Below are 21087 nucleotides of genomic sequence, written 5' to 3'. Positions count from 1 at the left end.
AGAATATTGCATAGAGGATAATAAGAATTTTTTTGCAGATTAAAAGTATTTGAAAAGAAGCAACGAATATATGTATTGAAAATGCAGAGAATATCAATAGTATTGGGACTTATTATATTTCAGATAATGGATTGCTCATGGAAAATGGAAAGTATAAATGGTAAAGGAAATATGAAAATGTAATAGGATAGATTTTTTTCAATACTGTAAACGATAGTGGAAAAGAATATATTCGGGGTTTATAATGAAAGTAGGAAAATTATGGATTATGGATATGCTCGTGTGAGTAGCACAGAACAGAATCTCGACAGGCAGATTCTGGCTTTGAAAGAGTTTGTTTCAGATGAGAATATTGTAGTAGATAAGGCAAGTGGAAAGAATATACATCGTGAGGGCTACCAGGCATTAAAGGGAATATTTGGGCTGAGAGAAGGAGATACATTGTATGTGACTTCACTGGATCGTTTGTCTAGAAATAAGGAAGATATTAAGCAGGAACTGCAATGGTTCAAAGAGAAGAAAATCAGATTGAAAATCCTTGATCTGCCGACATCATTGGTGGAAGTTCCAGAGGGACAACAATGGATTTTGGAAATGATACAGAATGTTCTGATAGAAGTCTTGTCAAGTATCGCGGAGCAGGAAAGACTGACAATACATAAACGACAGAGAGAGGGAATAGACGCTGCAAAGAAAGCAGGGAAGCATCTTGGCAGACCGGTATTATCTGTCCCAGATAACTTTGCTGAAGTGTATTTTCGATGGAAAAAAGGAGACATAACGGCACGAAAAGCGATGGAGATATTGGGAATGAAAAGTTCCAGTTTCTATCGGAAAGTGAGAGAATTTGAAAAAAAGTGAATCAAAATCTCAGCCTTTTTTGGCACATGTTTCAAAAGAAAAATATGACCTTATGGCACACTGTAACCGATATGGAAACGAGTGTGCCATAAGGTAGAGGTTAATGGAGATTAAGTCTGTTGTCCCTTTTTTGAAAAAAATTACAAGTTTATGCATCAATCGCAGGGAATTGGTGCATAAATGGAGAAAAAATTTTTAAAAAGGGACATTCGGATTATGTTGTTCAAGAAAGTCGAATACATTGTTAAGGTATTGTTTCTGAAATAATTCATACTCTTTTTTGTAAGAACAGGTGCTTTCAGTTTCTGATGATTGAGCTAAAATGATTTCGTCAATGCTATGAAGTGGATGATTTCCTGAGTTACATTTACACCGAACAAGAAACGAAAGCATACCTAATATATTACGTTGATATGGTAAATTTGGCAGATATATATTGGGAGTTTTTTCTAATCTCAGATGCGAAAATACTTTACTATATTTGGCTGAAAAACTAAATCTTTCAAATTTAAAAACATCATTCCATATTTTGGCAAAAGGAATATCTTTAGCAAAAATAGATGAATAGTCAGCTGTTATCTGTTTGTAATATTTCTCTATGAACTGAACGTAACAACTGTAATCTAAGGGAATTGTATCATACAGTTCAGCGGTTATTACATCCCAGAGATCTTCCAGTAATGGAATTGTACAATAGTTAAGCATACGAAAAAAATTGCTTATACACTGCGTTGCATCTGTGGCAAATTTATCCGTTGATTGTTCTACGGAAGAAAAACGTTCTCCTAAAGAACTAAATGGCTGAGGCGGATAAGGAACATCTTGTAGATTGCGACTATTTAATGCAGCATAACACGTGTAATCTAAAAAGATTGATCGGTTATATGTAATGGGTAATGTGAAAATATAGTTGCTTATGATTTCAATAAGAGCCTGACTTTCTAATGCATGAGCAGAGCTGTCTGTATTCTGTATCTGTGATAAAAAAATTTCCAAATTGTTTAAAAGTTTGAAACCATAACAGGATTCGAGAACTATATCAAATAAGACAGAATCGCAATGGTTACATTCGCTCTTGTGTTTACACTTACTGCAATCATTGTGTTCGCTGCAATCATCGAAAAAATGTTCGAAGTGAGTATTTTTCCATTCTTCTGATTCCTTGGCTAATAATAAATACCTGTTAATGAGGTTCCTTTTTGATGAGGAATGTAATGCTTTGTCAAGTGGAACAGTGTTGTTGCTTTTGAATAAAAAAAGAAAAGGTGTACTTTCATATACAGGCACAGCTAATTTCCCTGTGTATGAATTATATGAGTTTTCTATTAACAGATAATGGGAATATCCAGTTCTGTTTTTTGCAAAACGATTATAATAAGTAGATTTATATTTTTGATAAATGGCAGGATCTTTATTCTCTTCACATTTTTTTTGTCGATTCAATGAAGCAAAGAAGCCATACTCAATATCCCTGTCGTTTGCTCCGGTCAGAGCGATAGAGTTTGGGTTATGGTTAAATTTTACCTTGACCTTATCATTTCTGAGTATGGCAGCAGATAATTGATTCTGAAATCCGTGTAATATACAGTGATGAAATAAGCTGGCCTGGCATAAAAAGACTAATGTGCTGGCTTGGGCTCTTACAATATCTTTTGGATAGTAATCATTAAAAAATGATGTGCTTGGAAGATAATCGTTGGATAATATATATTCTGAAAAAAGTTTGCATGCAGGTATCATTTCATTAAAGATTGTCTGGAATGTTTGGGTCGTATCAAAGCTGGAAGATAACTTTTCCTTTAGTTTGTTAACGATGGTGTGTGAATCTATATGATAAAAGTATTTTAGCCTGTAATACTTTTCACTAATTTCTGTATTACACTTCATAAATTCTCCTCCTAACGATTTATATTTTTCTAAATTATACAATAAATAATATAAAAAGTAAATTATAAATCAATATATGCAATGCTGCATAAACAATATTAATTTATGTTTTTCAGGACTATAATAAGGCTGTAAAAAATACAAGGAGGAAAATAAGATGTGTGATTTTTTCAATCCTAATTTAGGATTAAATGTAATTCCTGTAAATCAGAGAGCTGCACCATTTAAAAAGAGAAAGCGAGTGTCACTTGAACTTGCCGAAAGGCAGGATAATCTGCTTGCTCTTAGAAATTACGATGACGGCAGTAAAGAATGTGTTAAATTTTTTACTAATGTGGTGGGAACTGGTAAAATTATAAGATATATTTTTGCAGAGGAATACGATATTCCGGAAGTCGTGGATATTGAATTTCCTTACTGGAATAAAGTGATAGCAGTTCCGTTTCCGGTAAATGGCAGAAAATTATACAGAGCGTTATGTGATGAAGGTATCTGCTTCAATAGGGAGATGCTTTCTGAAACTGAAATCGTGCATTTGTTGGAACAGTATTATATGCCGAAAATTAAAAATGCTCCACGAGAAATGGCAAATGCTCTTTGCGGATGGAATTGCGGAAAATATGCCACTGGAAAGACACTTGAATTTTATGGAAATGATGCAAAGACGTTGTTTCCAACACTTCCGAGATTGAATAAATATCTTTGCGAAGATAATGTGACTGTAAGCGATATGCAGGAATACATTTACATTCTTAATATGGTAAAGAATACCGAACTGCGTTTATTGCTTCTTGTACATCCAATGGCTGCAATGTTATCTAGTATTTCTGAGAGAGCAGCTCCGGTAATTAACTTTATCGCTGAGGGTAAGATCAGATATGCATTAGCTTATATGACACAAGTTTTTGAGCGCTATAAACCCATCATACATACAACATCGCAGACCCAGAAAGAAATTGACAAAATATTATCCAGAGTTCGTGATGAAACCGTTGCTTTTAACGCGGATTTTGAAAGACACATGTCTGCATATGAGCAGAATAAAATGGAGCGAAATGTTGATGAAGTAGTCGATGTTATGTCAGGTGTAAAAATATTACCCGCACCCTACATGAGAAAAGTCACGGCAGGAGGCTGTATTTTCAGCAATTATGAGATTTCTGACAAACGTGTAATCACGGAATATATTGATGAAGAAGACTTCGCGGAGTCCTTTATGAACTATGCAAGCTGGGAAAATAAGGATATTCCTGGAAAAGTGTTTGCAGCATTTGTGATGTATGTTGAAGAGAATATACAGGAAGTCACAAAATACTTGCAGGCAACTAAAAGTGAAGAACCACTGCAAATTTATTGCGTTGTGATTAAATTTCTTGTGGATTTGTTTGAAAAGTATGATATTTCAATGCTAAAAGAGTTGCACCTTGAAAACTACATAAGTATTGTTTCGCACTTGAATAAAAATCAGGAAAATGGAGACATAACGGAAACATTCCGTGAAATTATGCGCAAGGAAATTCAAAAAATCATGACAGCCGAAAAAGGAGAAGTTACACGTGCAAATCAGCAAATGGTGTACTACAATGATGAATTTATTTGGATTCCGTCGGAACTGTTGAAACAAATTCTGAAAAAAAGAAATCTATTACCTGCAAGAAAGAAATTACTTACTAAATTACGAGAACGCAAAGTTCTGGTAACAGACGTAGGTTTTACAAAAAAACTCATGGTTGCAAATCAAAGATTTGAAACTTTGCAGATTAAGCGAGGATTTTTTACAAAAATTGGTGAGGCAGATATAGTTGAACTTGGAAAGGAGTATGATGATGGTTTTTGAGAAATCTTCAGGAGCGACTATTCATTTACAGAATACATTCAATGCGCATGAATTATATCTTGGTAAGTCCGGAAGTGGAAAGACTTGGGCGATATGCAGACGTGTAGAGGAACTTTACAGTTTTGGTAAAAAGATTTTAATCTTAGATTATTCTGGTAGTTACACAGTAGAAGAACTGGAGAAAAGTGGACTTTCTACAGAGTATTTGCATGTGATTGATCTTATTTCACAAAAAGTGGCATTTCCGATTATGGATGGAAGCAACACTGACGCGGATAGAATTGTTTCACTCGGAGACAATGTACTGGGGATTAACGGTCCATTACAGAAAAAGATACTTTCCGATGTAGCTGCAGAAGTCTGCAAAGGGACAAACGCATCTTTTGGAGAAATCCAGAGAGTTCTCGAAAAACGGCGAGAAAATGCCATAAATAATGAGGACCATGAGTATGCCGATCGTGTAGAAAAGGTTATGGATCGTTGGCAGCTTTTAGCTGAACAAGAGAAAATAAATGTCTGGAATACTGATGGAATGGTACCTGATAGCCGCAAAATAGTAATATTACAAATGTCAAAGCTTCCTGCTAATCAAAGGAAAATTTATATGAATACTGTATTGTGGATTCTTTGGCAGTTATTGGTACAGAGAGAAGCAGGATTTGATGTAGCTGTTATAGATGAAGCTCAGCATATAAATTTTAATGCCGAAATACCATCACAGATGATGCGTGAAGGCAGAAAACTGGAAATTGGATTATTGTTATCTACACAGTTTATAAGTGGACTGGATAAAGAGTCTATAGCTACTATTTTGCAGGTGGAAAATGCATTTTACTTTCAGCCAGATGCGAGTAACATGAAATGGACTGCAAGTCAAATTGATCCTGAAAAGTATTACAAATGGTTGCCAATTTTACGTAACTTAAATGTTGGTGAAGCAATTTTGTGTGGAAAATACACCATTAATTGTAATCACAAATTACTGGAACGGCCAATTATAGTTAAACACAGAAGAAGGAGGTATAAAAATGTCTAATACATATGTTGAGAATAACAATAGTATTAATATTAAAAGAATGATTTCCATGGGTGCTTCAATGGAAAACAAAAAATATGACACAGTTAAAATCAAACGCAACGGCATGCAGATCAGCTTTGAATTTCCACCAAAGTCAGCGAGAGATGAACTGATCGAGCAGGAAGTGAAAGATATCATTTCAGGAGAACTGAAAGAGAAATCCCGCAAGATTTACATCAGTTAAGGCCAACGGGGCAGGGAATTTTCCTGCCCCTGTATTTTTTTAGGAGGATAAATCCAATGAAGAGAGTCAGAATGCTTCTTCGTGTAAGCTCCAACCAGCAGCTGGAAGCGGACGGAGATTTAAGTGTGCAGAGACAGCTTGTGAAAGATTACATATTCAGCCAGTCTGACTGGCAGCTGGATGAAAAGGAATATTTCGAGGGCAGTAACAGTGGTTACAAGAATGCAGTGGCAGACAGAAATATTCTGCAGGAAGCGCTGCAGGATGCAAAAGCGAAAGAATATGATATCCTGGTTGTATACAAGGATGACCGTATCGGCAGGCGTATGTGGGAAATCGGCGCATATGTTATGAGCTTGAAAAGTTTTGGCGTGGATATTTATACAGTTAAAGATGGCTGCATTTCCCCGGAATCTGATGATATCATGGGTCAGATGATGCTGGCATTGAGATATGGAAACGCCCAGAAAAGCAGTTCCGATACAGGAATGCGTGTAAAGGATACCGCACAGAAGCTGGTGCAGAAAGGGAAGTTCATGGGTGGAAAGGCTCCATACGGATATAAGCTGGAACTTTCCGGGGAAGTCAGCAAACATGGCCGTGCCTTGCATCATTTGGTAGTTGTGCCGGAGCAGGCAGAAGTGGTAAAATATATTTATGAACTTTCTTTACATAAAGAATTTGGAGCGGCGAAGATTGCCAGGATTCTGAATGAACATGAGGTTTATAAGAACAGAGCACCCAGAGATGTCTGGAAGTGTGGTACGATTGTCAGCATTCTTACAAATCCAATTTATGCAGGTTATACAGCTTATAAGCGGAGAGAACGGATTGATGGCAGATATCACAAGCTGGAAAGCAGGGACTGGATATATGCCGAGAAGCCTGATCCTGAAATTACGATTATAGATGAGAATATGTGGAACCGAACACAAGATACCAGAAAACAGAGAGGTGACAAATATATTAAATCTCCGGAGAATAAGGATGTCACTATAATAAGAAGAAACAGTGGGATGCTTGCACTGATTGATGTTCTTCACTGTGGTTACTGTGGACGAAAAATGACAAATGGCAGCAGATATAATTACTGGACGATTAAGGATACAGGAGAAAGGCGTACCAGTAAGGTAGCTATTTATAAATGCCAGAATGCCTGGAGCGGGGTTCCCCATAACAAAACCAGTCAGTATCGCGCAGATCAGATTGAACCTATGGTATTTGAGGCACTTGCTGAATATATCGGAAAGCTTCAGGAGAATGAGAATGTATTTACTCAGATTGAGGAAAATCAGAACCGGCAGAAAGTAATCAAGCAGTCGGAACTGGACAGGGAGCAGAGTGAACTGAAAAATATCCAGAATAAGATTGCAGTTATGGAGAGCAACATTCCAAATGCCATGACAGGAGATTATCCTTTAAGTCTGGAGGAACTGGCAGATATCATCAGGAAGCATAGGGAACTGGAAAAGAAGCATAAAAGGATTGTAGAAGAAAAGGAAGCAGAACTGGACGCAATGAAAGTTTCCATGGATGACTGGGAGAACATCAGAAGCAGGATTCCCACATGGCAGGATGTGTTCTGGAATGCAGATACAACAACAAAGAGAGTGCTTGTAGATAAGCTGATCGAGAGAATTGATATTACCAGAGATAATATCAATATCCGCTTCAAAATCAATCTGAATGACTTCTTCACGCTACCCCGAATTACTGACTATCACGACGTACCGGAATAAAGGCAAGGATTATACCATTACTTCGTCTACTGCCTATGATCATAAATGGATTCGTGGCAGGAATATATTTGACAGCATTGACCGGATCGTGGATGAGCTTTTTGAAAATTATCTTTCCAGACCAAATGTAAGGCAGCCGATTCTGACACAGTATTGTGATGGAAAACAGGTTCAGTGCCGTAACAGAGGATGGATGACGCAATGGGGAAGTAAAGCACTGGGGGATCAGGGATATTCTGCTATCGAAATACTGAGAGCATTTTATGGGAATGATATGTATATCAATGTGGCAGAAGCTGTTTCGGGTGTTCCTTCATCCTGGCCGGGATTTGATCTGACTTTGGGCGTATCTGGCAGCAAGGTGATACAAATCCAGGAACAGCTGAATGTGATAGCGGATGCTTATCCGGCACTTCCCAAAGTGATGGTGGATGGAATATACGGTAAGGAAACCCAAAATGCAGTTCGTATTTTTCAGGACATTTTTGGTTTGGGAGAAACAGGGATTGTAGATTATCCCACCTGGTATAAAATTCAGGAAATCTATGTGGCAGTAAGCAGGATTGCCGAACTTAACTGAATCAAGTAAGTCCCCTGCGGGGGTGCGAAAAGCAATAAGCAGTGGGTGGGGACTTGCTTGTATCAGAAGGAGTGCAAGCTCCTTCTGATAAACTGCGGAGCAGTTATTCAGTTATGAGCAAGTAGCGAAGCAGATTGCGAATATCCGCTTGACCTGAATCAAGTAAGTCCCCTGCTTCAATTGCGAATATCCGCTTGACATGAGTCATGGGTATGGGAGTCCGGGAAAATAAAAAAGGAAAATTCGTAGCAGAGACAGATGGCTTTTTCCAGTTTGTTATGTTATAATCGACTGAGATGCGAGGTACGATAGATGAGTGGTAAGAAGAAAAATATAATGATGATCGTGCTGCTGTTTGCGTTGCTTCTGGGGCTGACCGTTCCGGCCTGGGCACAGTCGAAAACTGGAACAAAGACAATACGGGTGGCATATCGTGAGGATGCTGATTTTATTAATAAAAGCGGCAGCGGAGTTTACAAAGGATATGGAGTAGAATATCTGAATAAGATATCTCAGTATACCGGCTGGAAGTATGAATATATCAATGAATTCTGGGAAGATCAGCTGGAGGATCTGAAATGTGGTAAGATAGATCTGATCTGTAATGCACAGAAAACAGAGGACAGGGAAAAAGACTATGATTTCTCCTGTATACCTATCGGCACAGAACAGGCAGTGCTTTATACATCTGAGGACAATGAAGATATTTATTTTCAGGATTATGAGCATATGAATGGCAAAAAAGTAGGGCTGCTGAGAGACAGCTACCAGAACGAAGAGCTTGAACAGCGTCAGAGTGAAAAAGAATTCCGTTGTCTGGAGAAATACTATGAATCTGAACAGGAGCAGATAGAGGCCCTTGAGCAGAAGAAAGTGGATATGATCCTGATGGGAAGTATCTCCAAACACGATTCACTTAAGATTGTGGACAAATTTGGGGATGCACCTATGTATATCATGACAACAAAGGGAAATACAGAGGTCATGGATGGGGTAAATAATGCTCTTGAACAGTTGGAGTCAGAAGTGCCGGATCTTAGGGAGCAGCTTACAGAACAGTATTATATGGATAAAAACAGGAATTCCAAGCCTCTTTTTACCAGGGAAGAAACGGAATATATTAAAAACGTCAGAACACCGATAAAAATAGGTTGTATCGGTGATCAGCCGCCATTAGTGTATACAGATAAAGAAACAGGAAAGCTGGACGGAATTTATATAGCACTTCTGGAAAAATTCAGTGAAATCAGCGGGATACCTTTTGAGTTTAAAAGTCTTTCTGTTGATACAGATCCGATAGAGGCAGCACAAAGTGGAAACTATGATTTTATAGCCGGAATTACTGCTTGTCAGGAAATGATCGATGATCCTGAAGTTCATCTTACAGGCAACTTTTTTACAAGAGAATTTCAGATTGTAGCAGAACGGGGAGCGGATATCAATACATTGGAGATGCCGATCGTTTCTATAAACAGTATATTTAAGAAATATAAAAGCCTGAGACCAGAGAGGGGATTTTCTCATAAAGCGATTTATTGTGATTCTCCCCAGGCGATTTTGGATGCGGTGGTAAATAAAAAGGCAGACATGGCCGTTGTGGACAGCTATGCAGCATCTTACTATCTGCAGGATGAAAAGTACCATAATCTTGCATTGTCAGGAATTGTTTATACCAAGGCAGAAACCTGTATGATATATGCAGATAATGTAGATCCTAATCTTGTTTCTGTCATTAATAAGAGCATTGGAAGCCTGAGTAGCCAGGATGAGGAGAATATTATCAGGCAGTATTCCATAAATCTGATGAAAACTTTTTCTATATGGGAATTACTGGGGAAATATAAATATCAGATGATATGTATCCTGATTTTTCTAGTGGCATTGACTGTGATTGTAATTGCCAATAATCGGCACAGAACCCAGATGCAGGTGGAGGCTGCAGCGCAGGAAGCATACCGCAGCAGGATGGAGACGGATGAACTGACGGGACTTCTGAATAAGGAAGGATTTTACCGGAGAGGCAGTGAATTTCTGGAGGAACATTCGGAGGCAGATGCCAGAATTCTCTATATCAATATTGAGAATTTTAAGCTGGTCAATGATTTGTTTGGTGAGGATGCAGGCGATGAGTTTCTGAAGTTCATCGGCCGGGAGCTGGAGAAGAATTTTGGAAGAATAGATACTATCAGCTGCAGATATGAGGCAGATCATTTTGTGATCCTGACATTGGAGAGTGAGGGCAGGATACAGGCACAGATGAATCGTCTTTGTGATCGGATCAGGGATTATTACCTGAAGACTACAGTGGAGATTTCTGCCGGGATTTATGAAATACGGGACAGATCTAAGAGTCTGAGAATCATGTGTGACCGGGCTCATCTGGCAGCGGAGAGTATTAAGAAGAATCATATGGCTCAGATTGCTGTATATGATGATACGCACAGAAAAAAATTGATTCAGGAACAGATGATCATTAATGAACTGGGTGATGCTCTTAAGGAAAAGCAGTTTAAGGCATTTTTTCAGCCAAAGTATGATATGCGTACTGACCGTATTATCGGGGCGGAGGCATTGGTTCGCTGGGAGCATCCGGAAAAGGGATTGCTTTCTCCGGGGATTTTTATTCCGGTATTGGAGAAAAACGGATATATTGCAAAAGTGGATCTCTACATTTATGAGGAAACCTGTATTTTTCTGAAAAAATGTATGGATGAGGGGATTCCTCTGTATCCTGTGTCTGTAAATTTATCCAGGGTAGGGTTCTATAACCCGAAATTGTTTCAGACTCTTTGCGAAATTGCAGAACGCTATCACATTCCAAAAAAATATCTGGAGCTGGAGATAACAGAGACTGCATATGCCACTGACTCAGAAATGATCTTTTCAGTTGTGGAAAAGCTTCGCCAGGGAGGATTCCGTGTTCTCATGGATGATTTTGGAAGTGGATATTCTTCTCTGAATATGCTGAAAGAAGCTCCTATTGATGAGATCAAACTGGATATGCGTTTTTTAAGTGCGGCAGATCCATATGAAAGAGCAGAAGAAATTCTGCATATGATCATTACTATGGGGAATCATATGAAGCTTTCCATTATTGCGGAAGGTGTGGAGACGGAACATCAGAAAGCAATGCTTCAAGGGTTCGGCTGCAATAAGGCCCAGGGATATTTTTATGCCAGACCTATGAGGGAAGAAGAGTATACAGAATTGCTCAGAAAAGAAACAAAAGAAAATTTATAAACGGACAGAAGAACAAAAAATCCTGTCAGCAGGAAATGCAACAGAGCTTTCTGCTGACAGGATTTTTATTTTTAAATACTTTTACAAAAAAATAAAGAACTGTATATCCTACAGTTCTTTGCTCAAAATGCGGAAGATGGGACTTGAACCCACACGAGCGCAATGCTCACAAGATCCTTAGTCTTGCTCGTCTGCCAGTTCCGACACTTCCGCATATCGCATTCATGGGATTTTTGTACTCTCCCTCGCGACATCTGATACTATATCAAATGAAATGCATCATGTCAACACCTTTTATTAAAAAAATAAAAAAATTTCAATATTTTTTTGAAAAAAAGAGGAATTTGAAATTTTGTGTAGAATATACTTAATAAGAGGTATTTTGTCATTGCTGTTATTGGTGGAGGAATTGCCGATGAATATCAGAGAGAGCATGGAACAAAGAGAACTGAAACAGCTAAGTCCTTATGCTGCCCACAGCCTTCATTCCAAAGGCAGGGAACGGCAGGAAGAGGAATGTGATGTACGAACCGTTTATCAAAGAGACAGGGACAGAATCCTGCATTGTAAGGCTTTTCGCAGGATGAAGGATAAGACACAGGTTTTTCTGGCACCTCAGGGGGATCATTACAGAACCAGGATGACTCATACCCTGGAGGTGTCACAGATTGCCAGAACTATAGCAAAAGCATTAAGTCTGAATGAGGACCTTGTGGAAGCCATTGCGCTTGGTCATGATCTTGGTCATACTCCTTTCGGACATGCCGGTGAGAGGGCACTCAATAAGGTGAATCCTGATGGTTTTGCCCATTATAAACAGAGTGTTCGTGTGGCACAGGTGTTAGAGAAAAACGGAGAAGGGCTGAACCTTACCTGGGAGGTAATTGATGGAATCCTGAATCATCGCACCAGTGGGAATCCCTTTACTCTGGAAGGACAGATTGTGCGTCTTTCTGACAAAATTGCGTATATTCATCATGATATGGATGACGCACAGAGAGCTGGGATCATATCGGAAGATGATATTCCGATTACCTTACGGATGCTTCTCGGATATACTACCAGAGAGAGGCTGAATACCTTTGTTCATGATATAATTGATAATAGTTTTGAACAGGATATGATCAGAATGTCGGCAGAGATCTATGAGGCTATGATGGCACTTAGAGCGATCATGTTTGCCAATGTATATGAGAATCCTCTTGCCAGAAAGGAAGAGGAAAAGGTAGTAAAAATGTTGACAGAATTATATGAATATTATATCGAACATCCGGAAGCTATGTCAGCAGAATACAGAGAAATGATCGCAAAAGGGGAGAAAAAAACACAGGTCGTATGTGATTATCTCTCGGGAATGACAGATCAGTATTCTATGGATAAATTCCGGGAGATTTACATACCAAAATCATGGGAAGTCTATTAAAAAGGAGGACGAAGCTTGCGTTATTCGGATGATATCATTGAAGAAGTAAGAATGAAAAATGATATTGTAGACGTTGTATCCCAATATGTAAAGCTAAATAGGAGAGGCAATACTTATTTTGGCTTATGTCCTTTTCATAATGAGAAGACACCGTCCTTTTCTGTCACACCGTCTAAGCAGATGTATTACTGTTTTGGATGTGGGGCAGGAGGAAATGTTTATAATTTTGTAATGGAATATGAGAATTATACTTTTGGAGAGGCACTGCAGCATCTGGCAGACAGGGCGGGAGTGCAGCTTCCAAAGATCGAATATTCCAGAGAGGCCAAGGAGAAAGCTGAGAAAAGAGCTACTCTTCTGGAGATCAATAAGCTGGCAGCAAGCTATTTTTATTACCAGCTGCGCAGGGAAAACGGCAGTCAGGCTTATGCATATCTGATTAACAGAGGGGTAAGTGAGGATACAATTAAAAAATTCGGCCTGGGTTATTCAGATAAATACAGTGATGATCTGTATAAGTTTCTGAAGTCGAAAAATTACAGCGATGATCTGCTCAGGGAGTCTGGATTGTTTAATGTAGATGAGCGGCATGGGATGTATGATAAATTTTGGAACCGGGTTATTTTCCCAATCATGGATGTGAATAACCGGGTGATCGGATTCGGAGGACGTGTGATGGGCGATGGAAAGCCAAAATACCTGAATTCTCCGGAAACGAAGATTTTTGACAAGAGCAGGAATTTGTATGGTTTGAATATAGCCAGAACTACCAGGAAGAATTATCTGATCCTGTGTGAAGGCTACATGGATGTGATCTCCATGCACCAGGCAGGCTTTACCAATGCGGTGGCTTCGCTGGGAACGGCTCTTACGTCAGGACATGCCAGTCTGCTGAAAAGATACACCCAAGAGGTTTTACTGTTGTATGACAGTGATGATGCCGGCGTCAGAGCTGCTCTTCGTGCAATTCCTATTCTGAGGGAAGCTGGGATTACGTCCAGGGTGGTCAGCCTGAAACCCCATAAGGACCCGGATGAATTTATTAAAGCCCTTGGCGGAGAGGAATTCGAGAAACGGTTGGAACGGGCTATGGACAGCTTTATGTTTCGGATTCATATGGCTCAGAAGGAGTTCGCAATGGAGGAACCCCAGGGACAGAACCGTTTCTTTGAGCGGTGTGCACAGATGCTTCTGGAGCTTTCGGATGAACTGGAGCGGAATCTGTACATAGAAGCAATTGTAAAGGATTACAGAGGATACGGAATCAGCGTGGAGGATCTGAGAAAGCGTGTGAATACTCTGGCATTAAAGGGAACTCCTGCAGAACAGCGGGTACAGCCCAAAACTACAGGAGCACAGCCGAAGAAAAGGGACAGTGCCAGCGAGAAGGCGCAGAAACTGATGTTGACCTGGCTGGTCACTTATCCGGGTATTTTTGATACTGTGGTCAGGTATATTCAGCCATCGGACTTCGTAGTGCCTCTTTACAGACAGGTGGCAGAGATGCTTTATCAGCAGCATGAGGAGGGAGATGTGAATCCTGCCAGACTGATGAATGCTTTTATTGACAGCGAGGAGCAGAGGGAGGTTTCTTCTCTTTTCAATGCTACGATTCATCTCGAGACACCTGAGGAGCAGAACAGGGCTTTTTCAGATGCGGTACTCCGTATCAGAGATGAGAGTCTGAAGGAGAAGAACAAAACATTGGACCCTGCGGATATGAAAGGTCTGCAGGAGCTTGTAAAAGCCAAAAAGGATCTTGAGGATCTGCGAAGAAAGCGGCAGCAATTGCATATTTCTTTTGAATAAGGATAAAATATAAACACTATATGGAGGTATAGAGCACATATGGAAATGAATATGGGTAAATTCAGCGAGAAACTGGTAGAACTTCTGGAACTGGCAAAAAAGAAAAAGAATGTTCTGGAATATCAGGAGATCAGCGACTTTTTTAAGGATCAGCCTTTGGAAGTAGAGCAGATGGAAAAGGTTTTTGATTTTCTGGAAGCCAGCGGTGTGGATGTGCTTAGGATTACAGACGGTAATGCGGATGACATGATCCTGGATGATGACGGTGATATGGATAAGCTGGACGGGGAAGATGAGATCGAACTGGACAAGATTGACCTTTCTGTTCCGGAAGGTGTCAGTATTGAGGATCCGGTCCGCATGTATCTGAAGGAAATTGGTAAAGTGCCTCTTCTTTCTGCAGAGGAAGAAATTGAACTGGCCAAGAGAATGGAAAACGGAGATGAGGCTGCAAAAAAACGTCTGGCAGAGGCCAACTTACGTCTGGTAGTCAGCATTGCCAAAAGATATGTGGGACGTGGAATGCTGTTCCTGGATCTGATCCAGGAGGGAAATCTGGGTCTGATCAAAGCAGTTGAGAAGTTTGATTATCGTAAGGGATATAAGTTCAGTACTTATGCTACATGGTGGATCCGTCAGGCGATCACAAGAGCGATTGCAGACCAGGCACGTACGATCCGTATTCCGGTTCATATGGTCGAGACCATCAACAAGCTGATCCGTGTTTCCCGTCAGCTGCTTCAGGAGCTTGGACGTGAACCTACGCCGGAGGAAATTGCGGACAAGATGGATATGTCTGTAGAGAGAGTTCGTGAGATCCTGAAGATTTCTCAGGAACCGGTATCTCTGGAAACACCTATCGGTGAAGAGGAAGACAGCCATCTGGGAGATTTTATTCAGGATGATAATGTTCCGGTACCTGCAGACGCCGCAGCGTTTACTTTATTGAAGGAGCAGCTGGTAGAGGTTTTAAGTACTCTTACAGACAGAGAACAGAAGGTGCTCCGTCTGCGTTTTGGTCTTGATGATGGACGTGCCAGAACACTGGAAGAGGTTGGAAAGGAATTTAATGTAACAAGAGAACGTATCCGACAGATTGAGGCAAAGGCTCTGAGAAAACTTCGCCATCCAAGCCGCAGCCGCAAGCTGAAGGATTACCTGGATTAAGGAGCCTGTTATGCAGCTTTCGAAACGTTTGTCTGCAGTGGCAGGCCTGGTGACCAGGGGAAAAAGACTGGTAGATGTTGGATGTGACCATGGATATTTGCCCGTATATTTATATTTGAATCATATGATTCCCAGTGCGATTGCCATGGATGTGAGACCGGGGCCTCTTTCCAGGGCGGAGGAACATATTGCGCAATATGGATTAGGAGAATACATAGAGACCAGACTTTCGGATGGTCTTGCAGCTCTTGGAACGGATGAGGGCGATACTCTGGTGATTGCCGGGATGGGAGGACCACTGATGGAGCGGATTCTCACAGAAGGCAGAACTGTACGGGAAAGTTTTCAGGAGATGATACTTCAGCCACAGTCGGATATCCCCCATTTTCGGAGATTTTTGAAGATGGAAGGCTGGAGGATCCAAGAGGAAAGAATTATCCGGGAAGATGGAAAGTTTTATCCTATGATGAAAGCAGTTCACGGAGAAAAAGAGAATTTCCTGACTGGTACACCCTACACGTTGTCAGAATGGTTTGGCGGAATGCTCCTGGAGCGTCGGGATCCTGTTCTTGGAGAATATCTGAAAAGAGAACTTCGGATTCGGGACAGGATTCTGGAAAAGCTGCAGAATGCACCGGATCCGGGACAGCGACTGGAAGAAGTAAGAGAGGAAAAGCGGGTGATTTTAACCGCATTGGAGAAATATGAAAGCATATGAACTGATCTCCTGGCTGGAGAAAAAATATCCTGCAGACGCAGCAGAAGACTGGGATAATGTAGGACTTCTTACAGGAGATGATAATACAGAGGTCAGCCATGTTTTTCTGGCTCTGGATCTGACAGAGGAAACATTGGCTGAGGCTATAGAAAATGGGGCGGATATGATTCTTACTCATCACCCTATGATTTTTTCAGGAATAAAAAAGATAAATAATCATAGCTTTACAGGGAGAAGGATTCTTACACTGATCAGGAAGGGCATTGTATATTATGCTATGCATACCAATTACGATGTGCTGGGAATGGCAGATTTAAGTGCAGATTATATGAAGCTGGAGAACCCTTCTGTACTTTCTGTGACAGAAGAGAGAGAAGGAGAGATTCAGGGATTTGGCAGAGTAGGGGATCTTCCTGACAGAATGACTTTGCGGGAATATGCGCAGCTTGTGAAGAAGTCACTGAAATTAAAGGATGTAAAGGTCTATGGAAATCTGGACAGCGAAGTAGACCGGGCAGCAGTCTGCACAGGCTCCGGAAAAAGTATGATTCAGGATGCCATTGCAGCAGGTGCAGAGGTTTATGTGACCGGAGATATTGATCATCATACAGGCATTGATACGGTTGCTCAGGGGCTTGCTTTGATAGATGCCGGACATTACGGTACGGAGTATATTTTTATGGATGCCGTAAAGAAAGAACTGAATCAGGCATTCCCGGAACTGACTGTTTCCTGCGCTGGAGTGAAGAGTCCCTATGCTATTCTGTAGAGAGAATTTCTGACTCTGGTATCATTCATTATTTGGAATTTATTTGAAACTTGTTGAGACAGGGAGACTGCAGACGCAGTCTCCTGTGTGAATTTTGGAGGCTTGTACAATGGAACAAAGGACAGTTAAAGTTACCATAAATGGAGAGGCAAAAGAATATCCTTGTAAAATAACCTACGGGGAGATTGTAAAAGATTATGAAAATACTGCAGAAGCCCCCATTATCCTGGTGATGGTAAATGGAAAACTGAGAGAGCTTCATAAGCACTTAAAGGCAGACTGTACGATTCAGTTTATCACGACCCGGGATGCCATAGGAAACCAGACTTATAAAAGGAGCGCATGCCTGATCCTGTTGAAAGCGATTTATGATGTGGCAGGGCAGGATAACACGGATAAAGTAGTGATCCATTACTCTGTGGGTCATGGATACTATTTTACCATGAAGGGCGGAACTGCCCTTACCCAGGAGTTTATTGACCGTGTAAAAGAGAGAATGCATGAAATCGCAGATGCCAACCTGCCTATTATGAAGCGAAGTGTGAATACAGATGAGGCAATTGCCCTGTTTCACAAACATCATATGTATGATAAGGAGAGGCTCTTTAATTACCGCCGGGTGTCCAGAGTAAACCTTTACAGTATTGAAAGTTTTGAAGATTATTTTTATGGATTTATGGCAAACTATACAGGATATATCAAATATTTTGATCTGTTTCTGTATGAGGGAGGATTTGTTCTGCAGCTTCCGGATATGACAGAACCAGATAAGGTTCCGGAGTTTAAACCCAGAGAAAAGATTTTTCATGTGCAGAAAGAATCCCAGGAATGGAGTGATAAGCTGGAAATTTCTACAGTGGGAGATTTGAATGATAAGATTACCAGGGAGGGAATCCAGGATATTCTCCTGATCCAGGAGGCTATGCAGGAAGCCAGAATTTCGGAGATCGCCTCTCAAATCGCAAAAGCCGGAAATAAGAAGATTGTAATGATTGCAGGTCCTTCATCTTCCGGAAAAACCACCTTTTCCCATAGATTGTCTATTCAACTGTCAGCACATGGAATGAAACCACATCCAATTGCAGTGGATAATTATTTTGTAGACAGAGAAAAGACACCGCGAGATGAAAACGGAAAATTTGACTTTGAATGTCTGGAAGCCATTGATGTGGAAAGGTTTAATAAAGATATGCTGGCACTTCTGGATGGGAAAAGAGTGGAACTTCCTGTGTTTAATTTTAAAACCGGATTAAGGGAGTATAGAGGTGATTTTCTTCAGCTTGCCCAGGATGATATTCTGGTGATTGAGGGAATTCATGGCTTGAATGATAAACTGAGCTATGCGCTTCCGAAGGAGAGTAAGTTTAAGATTTATATCAGCGCCCTGACACAGCTTAATATTGATGAACATAATCGGATTCCTACAACAGACGGAAGACTGATCCGCAGGATTGTCCGGGATGCCAGAACCAGAGGCTCTTCTGCTAAGGATACCATAGCTATGTGGCCTTCTGTAAGAAGAGGGGAGGAGCGGAATATTTTTCCCTATCAGGAAGAAGCAGATGCCATGTTTAATTCGGCATTGATCTATGAACTGGCATGTCTGAAGGTTTATGCAGAACCTCTTTTGTTTGGAATAGACAAAAATGAACCGGAGTATGTGGAGGCCAAACGATTGTTGAAATTTTTTGATTATTTTGTGCCGGTGCCCAGTGAGGCGGTTCCCTATAATTCTATTCTCCGAGAGTTTATTGGAGGAAGCTGCTTTAATGTTTGATTTATTTTCTTTACAAGTGTGAAAAATCGTGTTAGAATAGCAATTGTGCAACCAGGCCAGGTGATCGCGGCTGAGCAGACGAAAGGGTTCAGACGAGGAAAGTCCGGGCTTCGCAGGGCAGGATGCCGGATAACGTCCGGTGGAGGTGACTCCCAGACCAGTGCAACAGAAATAAACCGCCTCACATGTTGAGGTAAGGGTGGAAAGGCAGTGTAAGAGACTACCGCCGTCCTGGTAACAGGGCGGGCACATGTAAACTCCATTTGAAGCAAGACCGAACAGAAAGCGATACGGCTGCCCGTCGTGCTTTCAGGTGGGTCGCTTGAGCCTTATGGCAACGTAAGGCCTAGATAGATGATCACCCAATGACATAACCCGGCTTATCGGTCTGATTGCGCATAAAAGAATAGTGATTAATGATGATTAAAAAGCTCTCCCTTCTGTAGAACTGAAACAGAACGGAGAGCTTTTTGCAAGTATATATTTATTTGTTGAGTTTTCCTGTATACTTTTCGTCACAGTATTTACATCTGTAGACTTCTTTTTCTTCATCTGCCAGAACGAAGATTTGATCCAGACCCTGTTCAATAGATGTGATACAACGGGGATTTTTACATTTGATCACGTTAACTACCTGTTTTGGAAGCTTTAATTCCTGTTTTGCAACAATTTTTCCATCTTTGATAATATTTACGGTGATGTTGTGGTCAATGAATCCCAGAATATCCAGATCCAGATTCTCAATGGGGCATTCTACTTTTATAATATCTTTTTTGCCCATTTTATTGCTGCGGGCATTTTTGATGATTGCAACAGTGCAGTCAAGCTTGTCAAGCTTCAGATCATGATAGATGGTCATAGCTTTTCCGGCTTTGATGTGGTCTAATACATAGCCTTCGCGAAGTGCGCCTACATTTAACATGGTAATTTTACCTCCAGTAATGTGAGAATCAATGCCATACGTACATATACTCCGTACTGAACCTGCCTGAAGTAAGCAGCTCTCGGATCGGAATCCACTTCAGTTGAGATTTCATTTACACGTGGAAGTGGATGGAGAATGTACATATCCTTCTTTGCAAGTTCCATTTTCTGTTTATCCAGAATATAGAAATCCTTCATACGTACATAATCTTCCTCGTTGAAGAAACGTTCCTTCTGTACACGGGTCATATAAAGAATGTCAAGATCCGGAAGGGCATCTTCCAGTCTTTCCACTTCCTGAAAATCAATATTATTTTTTATCAGCACATCTTCACGGATATAACTTGGGATGCGAAGCTCCTCAGGAGAAATCAGTATGAATCTTACATTAGGATAACGTACAAGAGCTTCAATCAGAGAATGAACAGTACGTCCGAATTTAAGGTCTCCGCACAGACCGATGGTGATATTATCCAGACGTCCCTTCAGGGAGCGGATAGTGAGAAGATCGGTTAAGGTCTGGGTGGGGTGCTGGTGACCTCCGTCTCCGGCGTTGATCACTGGAATAGAAGAAGCCATGGAAGCTACTAACGGAGCACCTTCTTTGGGATGACGCATAGCACAGATGTCTGCGTAACAGGATACAACACGGATAGTATCTGCAACGCTTTCACCTTTGGATGCAGAACTGGAATCAGCGGATGAAAAGCCAAGAACTTTACCGCCCAGATTCATCATTGCTGCTTCGAAACTAAGGCGTGTACGGGTACTTGGCTCATAAAATAAGGTGGCAAGTCTCTTATCATCACAGACATGCGCATATTTATCGGGATGTTTCTCAATATCGCTGGCCAGATCCAGGATAGAGTTAAGCTCTTCTACAGATAAATCCAGCGGACTCATTAAGTGTCTCATATTATACCTCCATATTTTATTGATGAAGAATACATCATTCGCCTATTATGATATAATACTCAGGTGCTTTTTTCAAGATGCTTTTACAAGTATTTTTCATAAGCAGGAACCGTTTTCTTTACATAAATTTAATCTGTTTCTGATATTGCCCGCCTTGAAAAAAACATGGGTGTAGGCTA

Annotated in this window: 15 protein-coding genes, 1 tRNA gene, 1 other RNA gene and 1 pseudogene; 14 read left to right on the top strand and 4 right to left on the bottom strand. The window is 40.6% G+C overall.

What is annotated here, in order from left to right:
* The first annotated feature begins 261 nt into the window (after window positions 1-261).
* A complete protein-coding gene (locus ACTNDS_RS06265) occupies window positions 262-861 on the top strand; it encodes a recombinase family protein (protein ID WP_441034481.1) in 600 nt (199 codons plus the stop codon).
* Window positions 862-1056: 195 nt separating this feature from the next.
* Here ACTNDS_RS06265 and ACTNDS_RS06260 read toward each other — a convergent pair whose 3' ends face one another.
* A complete protein-coding gene (locus ACTNDS_RS06260; RefSeq protein WP_441034479.1) occupies window positions 1057-2748 on the bottom strand; it encodes a hypothetical protein in 1692 nt (563 codons plus the stop codon).
* A gap of 157 nt (window positions 2749-2905) precedes the next feature.
* Between ACTNDS_RS06260 and ACTNDS_RS06255 the strand changes: the two genes are divergently transcribed.
* The 6 genes and pseudogenes from ACTNDS_RS06255 to ACTNDS_RS06230 all read left to right on the top strand — a co-directional run bounded on the left by ACTNDS_RS06255 (window position 2906) and on the right by ACTNDS_RS06230 (window position 11406).
* The gene (locus ACTNDS_RS06255; protein WP_441034477.1) at window positions 2906-4585 is read left to right on the top strand and encodes a hypothetical protein; all 1680 of its coding nucleotides are present in this window, start codon (window positions 2906-2908) and stop codon (window positions 4583-4585) included.
* The gene (locus tag ACTNDS_RS06250; RefSeq protein ID WP_441034475.1) at window positions 4575-5621 is read left to right on the top strand and encodes an ATP-binding protein; all 1047 of its coding nucleotides are present in this window, start codon (window positions 4575-4577) and stop codon (window positions 5619-5621) included. Before ACTNDS_RS06255 ends, ACTNDS_RS06250 begins: the two co-directional genes overlap by 11 nt.
* A complete protein-coding gene (locus ACTNDS_RS06245) occupies window positions 5614-5847 on the top strand; it encodes a hypothetical protein (RefSeq protein WP_320813859.1) in 234 nt (77 codons plus the stop codon). Before ACTNDS_RS06250 ends, ACTNDS_RS06245 begins: the two co-directional genes overlap by 8 nt.
* Window positions 5848-5903: 56 nt before the next feature.
* The gene (locus tag ACTNDS_RS06240; protein ID WP_441034472.1) at window positions 5904-7586 is read left to right on the top strand and encodes a recombinase family protein; all 1683 of its coding nucleotides are present in this window, start codon (window positions 5904-5906) and stop codon (window positions 7584-7586) included.
* Window positions 7576-8166, top strand: a pseudogene (locus ACTNDS_RS06235) (peptidoglycan-binding protein); the annotation flags it as partial. The gene ACTNDS_RS06240 and the pseudogene ACTNDS_RS06235, both read left to right, overlap by 11 nt.
* Window positions 8167-8478: 312 nt before the next feature.
* Entirely contained in the window at window positions 8479-11406 is a 2928-nt protein-coding gene (locus ACTNDS_RS06230) for an EAL domain-containing protein (RefSeq protein ID WP_441034470.1), read from the top strand.
* 128 nt (window positions 11407-11534) lie between these two features.
* On the opposite strand, the gene ACTNDS_RS06225 is transcribed toward ACTNDS_RS06230, so the two are convergent.
* Window positions 11535-11619: transfer RNA gene (locus tag ACTNDS_RS06225), tRNA-Leu, on the bottom strand.
* A gap of 202 nt (window positions 11620-11821) precedes the next feature.
* Between ACTNDS_RS06225 and ACTNDS_RS06220 the strand changes: the two genes are divergently transcribed.
* The 7 genes from ACTNDS_RS06220 to rnpB all read left to right on the top strand — a co-directional run bounded on the left by ACTNDS_RS06220 (window position 11822) and on the right by rnpB (window position 19468).
* Window positions 11822-12829, top strand: a complete 1008-nt coding sequence (locus ACTNDS_RS06220; protein WP_441034468.1) for a deoxyguanosinetriphosphate triphosphohydrolase — start codon at window positions 11822-11824, stop codon at window positions 12827-12829.
* A 15-nt stretch (window positions 12830-12844) separates the two neighbouring features.
* Window positions 12845-14638 (top strand): DNA primase, encoded by a 1794-nt coding sequence (dnaG, locus tag ACTNDS_RS06215; protein ID WP_441034466.1) that lies wholly within the window; start codon window positions 12845-12847, stop codon window positions 14636-14638.
* A 39-nt stretch (window positions 14639-14677) separates the two neighbouring features.
* Window positions 14678-15805 carry an RNA polymerase sigma factor RpoD gene (rpoD, locus tag ACTNDS_RS06210; protein ID WP_173743864.1) on the top strand — a complete coding sequence of 376 codons (1128 nt, stop codon included), beginning with the start codon at window positions 14678-14680 and terminating at the stop codon, window positions 15803-15805.
* 10 nt (window positions 15806-15815) lie between these two features.
* The gene (locus tag ACTNDS_RS06205; RefSeq protein ID WP_441034463.1) at window positions 15816-16523 is read left to right on the top strand and encodes a tRNA (adenine(22)-N(1))-methyltransferase; all 708 of its coding nucleotides are present in this window, start codon (window positions 15816-15818) and stop codon (window positions 16521-16523) included.
* Window positions 16510-17292: a Nif3-like dinuclear metal center hexameric protein gene (locus ACTNDS_RS06200; protein ID WP_303242388.1), complete on the top strand. Its 783-nt coding sequence runs from the start codon at window positions 16510-16512 to the stop codon at window positions 17290-17292. Before ACTNDS_RS06205 ends, ACTNDS_RS06200 begins: the two co-directional genes overlap by 14 nt.
* 109 nt (window positions 17293-17401) lie before the next feature.
* On the top strand, window positions 17402-19069 hold the full coding sequence (locus ACTNDS_RS06195; RefSeq protein WP_441034460.1) for a nucleoside kinase: 1668 nt from the start codon (window positions 17402-17404) through the stop codon (window positions 19067-19069).
* A 48-nt stretch (window positions 19070-19117) separates the two neighbouring features.
* Window positions 19118-19468, top strand: an RNA gene (rnpB, locus tag ACTNDS_RS06190) — RNase P RNA component class A.
* 85 nt (window positions 19469-19553) lie between these two features.
* On the opposite strand, the gene ACTNDS_RS06185 is transcribed toward rnpB, so the two are convergent.
* A complete protein-coding gene (locus ACTNDS_RS06185; RefSeq protein WP_173743860.1) occupies window positions 19554-19991 on the bottom strand; it encodes an aspartate carbamoyltransferase regulatory subunit in 438 nt (145 codons plus the stop codon).
* The gene (gene pyrB, locus ACTNDS_RS06180) at window positions 19985-20908 is read right to left on the bottom strand and encodes an aspartate carbamoyltransferase (RefSeq protein ID WP_186994433.1); all 924 of its coding nucleotides are present in this window, start codon (window positions 20906-20908) and stop codon (window positions 19985-19987) included. Before pyrB ends, ACTNDS_RS06185 begins: the two co-directional genes overlap by 7 nt.
* Window positions 20909-21087 lie beyond the last annotated feature (179 nt).

It is taken from the genome of Blautia sp. HCP3S3_C12, assembly GCF_052064155.1.
Lineage (GTDB): Bacteria > Bacillota > Clostridia > Lachnospirales > Lachnospiraceae > Blautia_A.
Note: the sequence above shows the minus strand (reverse complement) of the source record. Positions and strands in the feature narration are given on the sequence as shown.

Bases quoted from the DNA above. Each gene is read 5' to 3' on its own strand.
- ACTNDS_RS06265 (WP_441034481.1), top strand. From the start codon at position 262: ATGGATTATGGATATGCTCGTGTGAGTAGCACAGAACAGAATCTCGAC.
- ACTNDS_RS06260 (WP_441034479.1), bottom strand. From the start codon at position 2,748: ATGAAGTGTAATACAGAAATTAGTGAAAAGTATTACAGGCTAAAATAC.
- ACTNDS_RS06255 (WP_441034477.1), top strand. From the start codon at position 2,906: ATGTGTGATTTTTTCAATCCTAATTTAGGATTAAATGTAATTCCTGTA.
- ACTNDS_RS06250 (WP_441034475.1), top strand. From the start codon at position 4,575: ATGGTTTTTGAGAAATCTTCAGGAGCGACTATTCATTTACAGAATACA.
- ACTNDS_RS06245 (WP_320813859.1), top strand. From the start codon at position 5,614: ATGTCTAATACATATGTTGAGAATAACAATAGTATTAATATTAAAAGA.
- ACTNDS_RS06240 (WP_441034472.1), top strand. From the start codon at position 5,904: ATGAAGAGAGTCAGAATGCTTCTTCGTGTAAGCTCCAACCAGCAGCTG.
- ACTNDS_RS06230 (WP_441034470.1), top strand. From the start codon at position 8,479: ATGAGTGGTAAGAAGAAAAATATAATGATGATCGTGCTGCTGTTTGCG.
- ACTNDS_RS06220 (WP_441034468.1), top strand. From the start codon at position 11,822: ATGAATATCAGAGAGAGCATGGAACAAAGAGAACTGAAACAGCTAAGT.
- rpoD (WP_173743864.1), top strand. From the start codon at position 14,678: ATGGAAATGAATATGGGTAAATTCAGCGAGAAACTGGTAGAACTTCTG.
- ACTNDS_RS06205 (WP_441034463.1), top strand. From the start codon at position 15,816: ATGCAGCTTTCGAAACGTTTGTCTGCAGTGGCAGGCCTGGTGACCAGG.
- ACTNDS_RS06200 (WP_303242388.1), top strand. From the start codon at position 16,510: ATGAAAGCATATGAACTGATCTCCTGGCTGGAGAAAAAATATCCTGCA.
- ACTNDS_RS06195 (WP_441034460.1), top strand. From the start codon at position 17,402: ATGGAACAAAGGACAGTTAAAGTTACCATAAATGGAGAGGCAAAAGAA.
- ACTNDS_RS06185 (WP_173743860.1), bottom strand. From the start codon at position 19,991: ATGTTAAATGTAGGCGCACTTCGCGAAGGCTATGTATTAGACCACATC.
- pyrB (WP_186994433.1), bottom strand. From the start codon at position 20,908: ATGAGACACTTAATGAGTCCGCTGGATTTATCTGTAGAAGAGCTTAAC.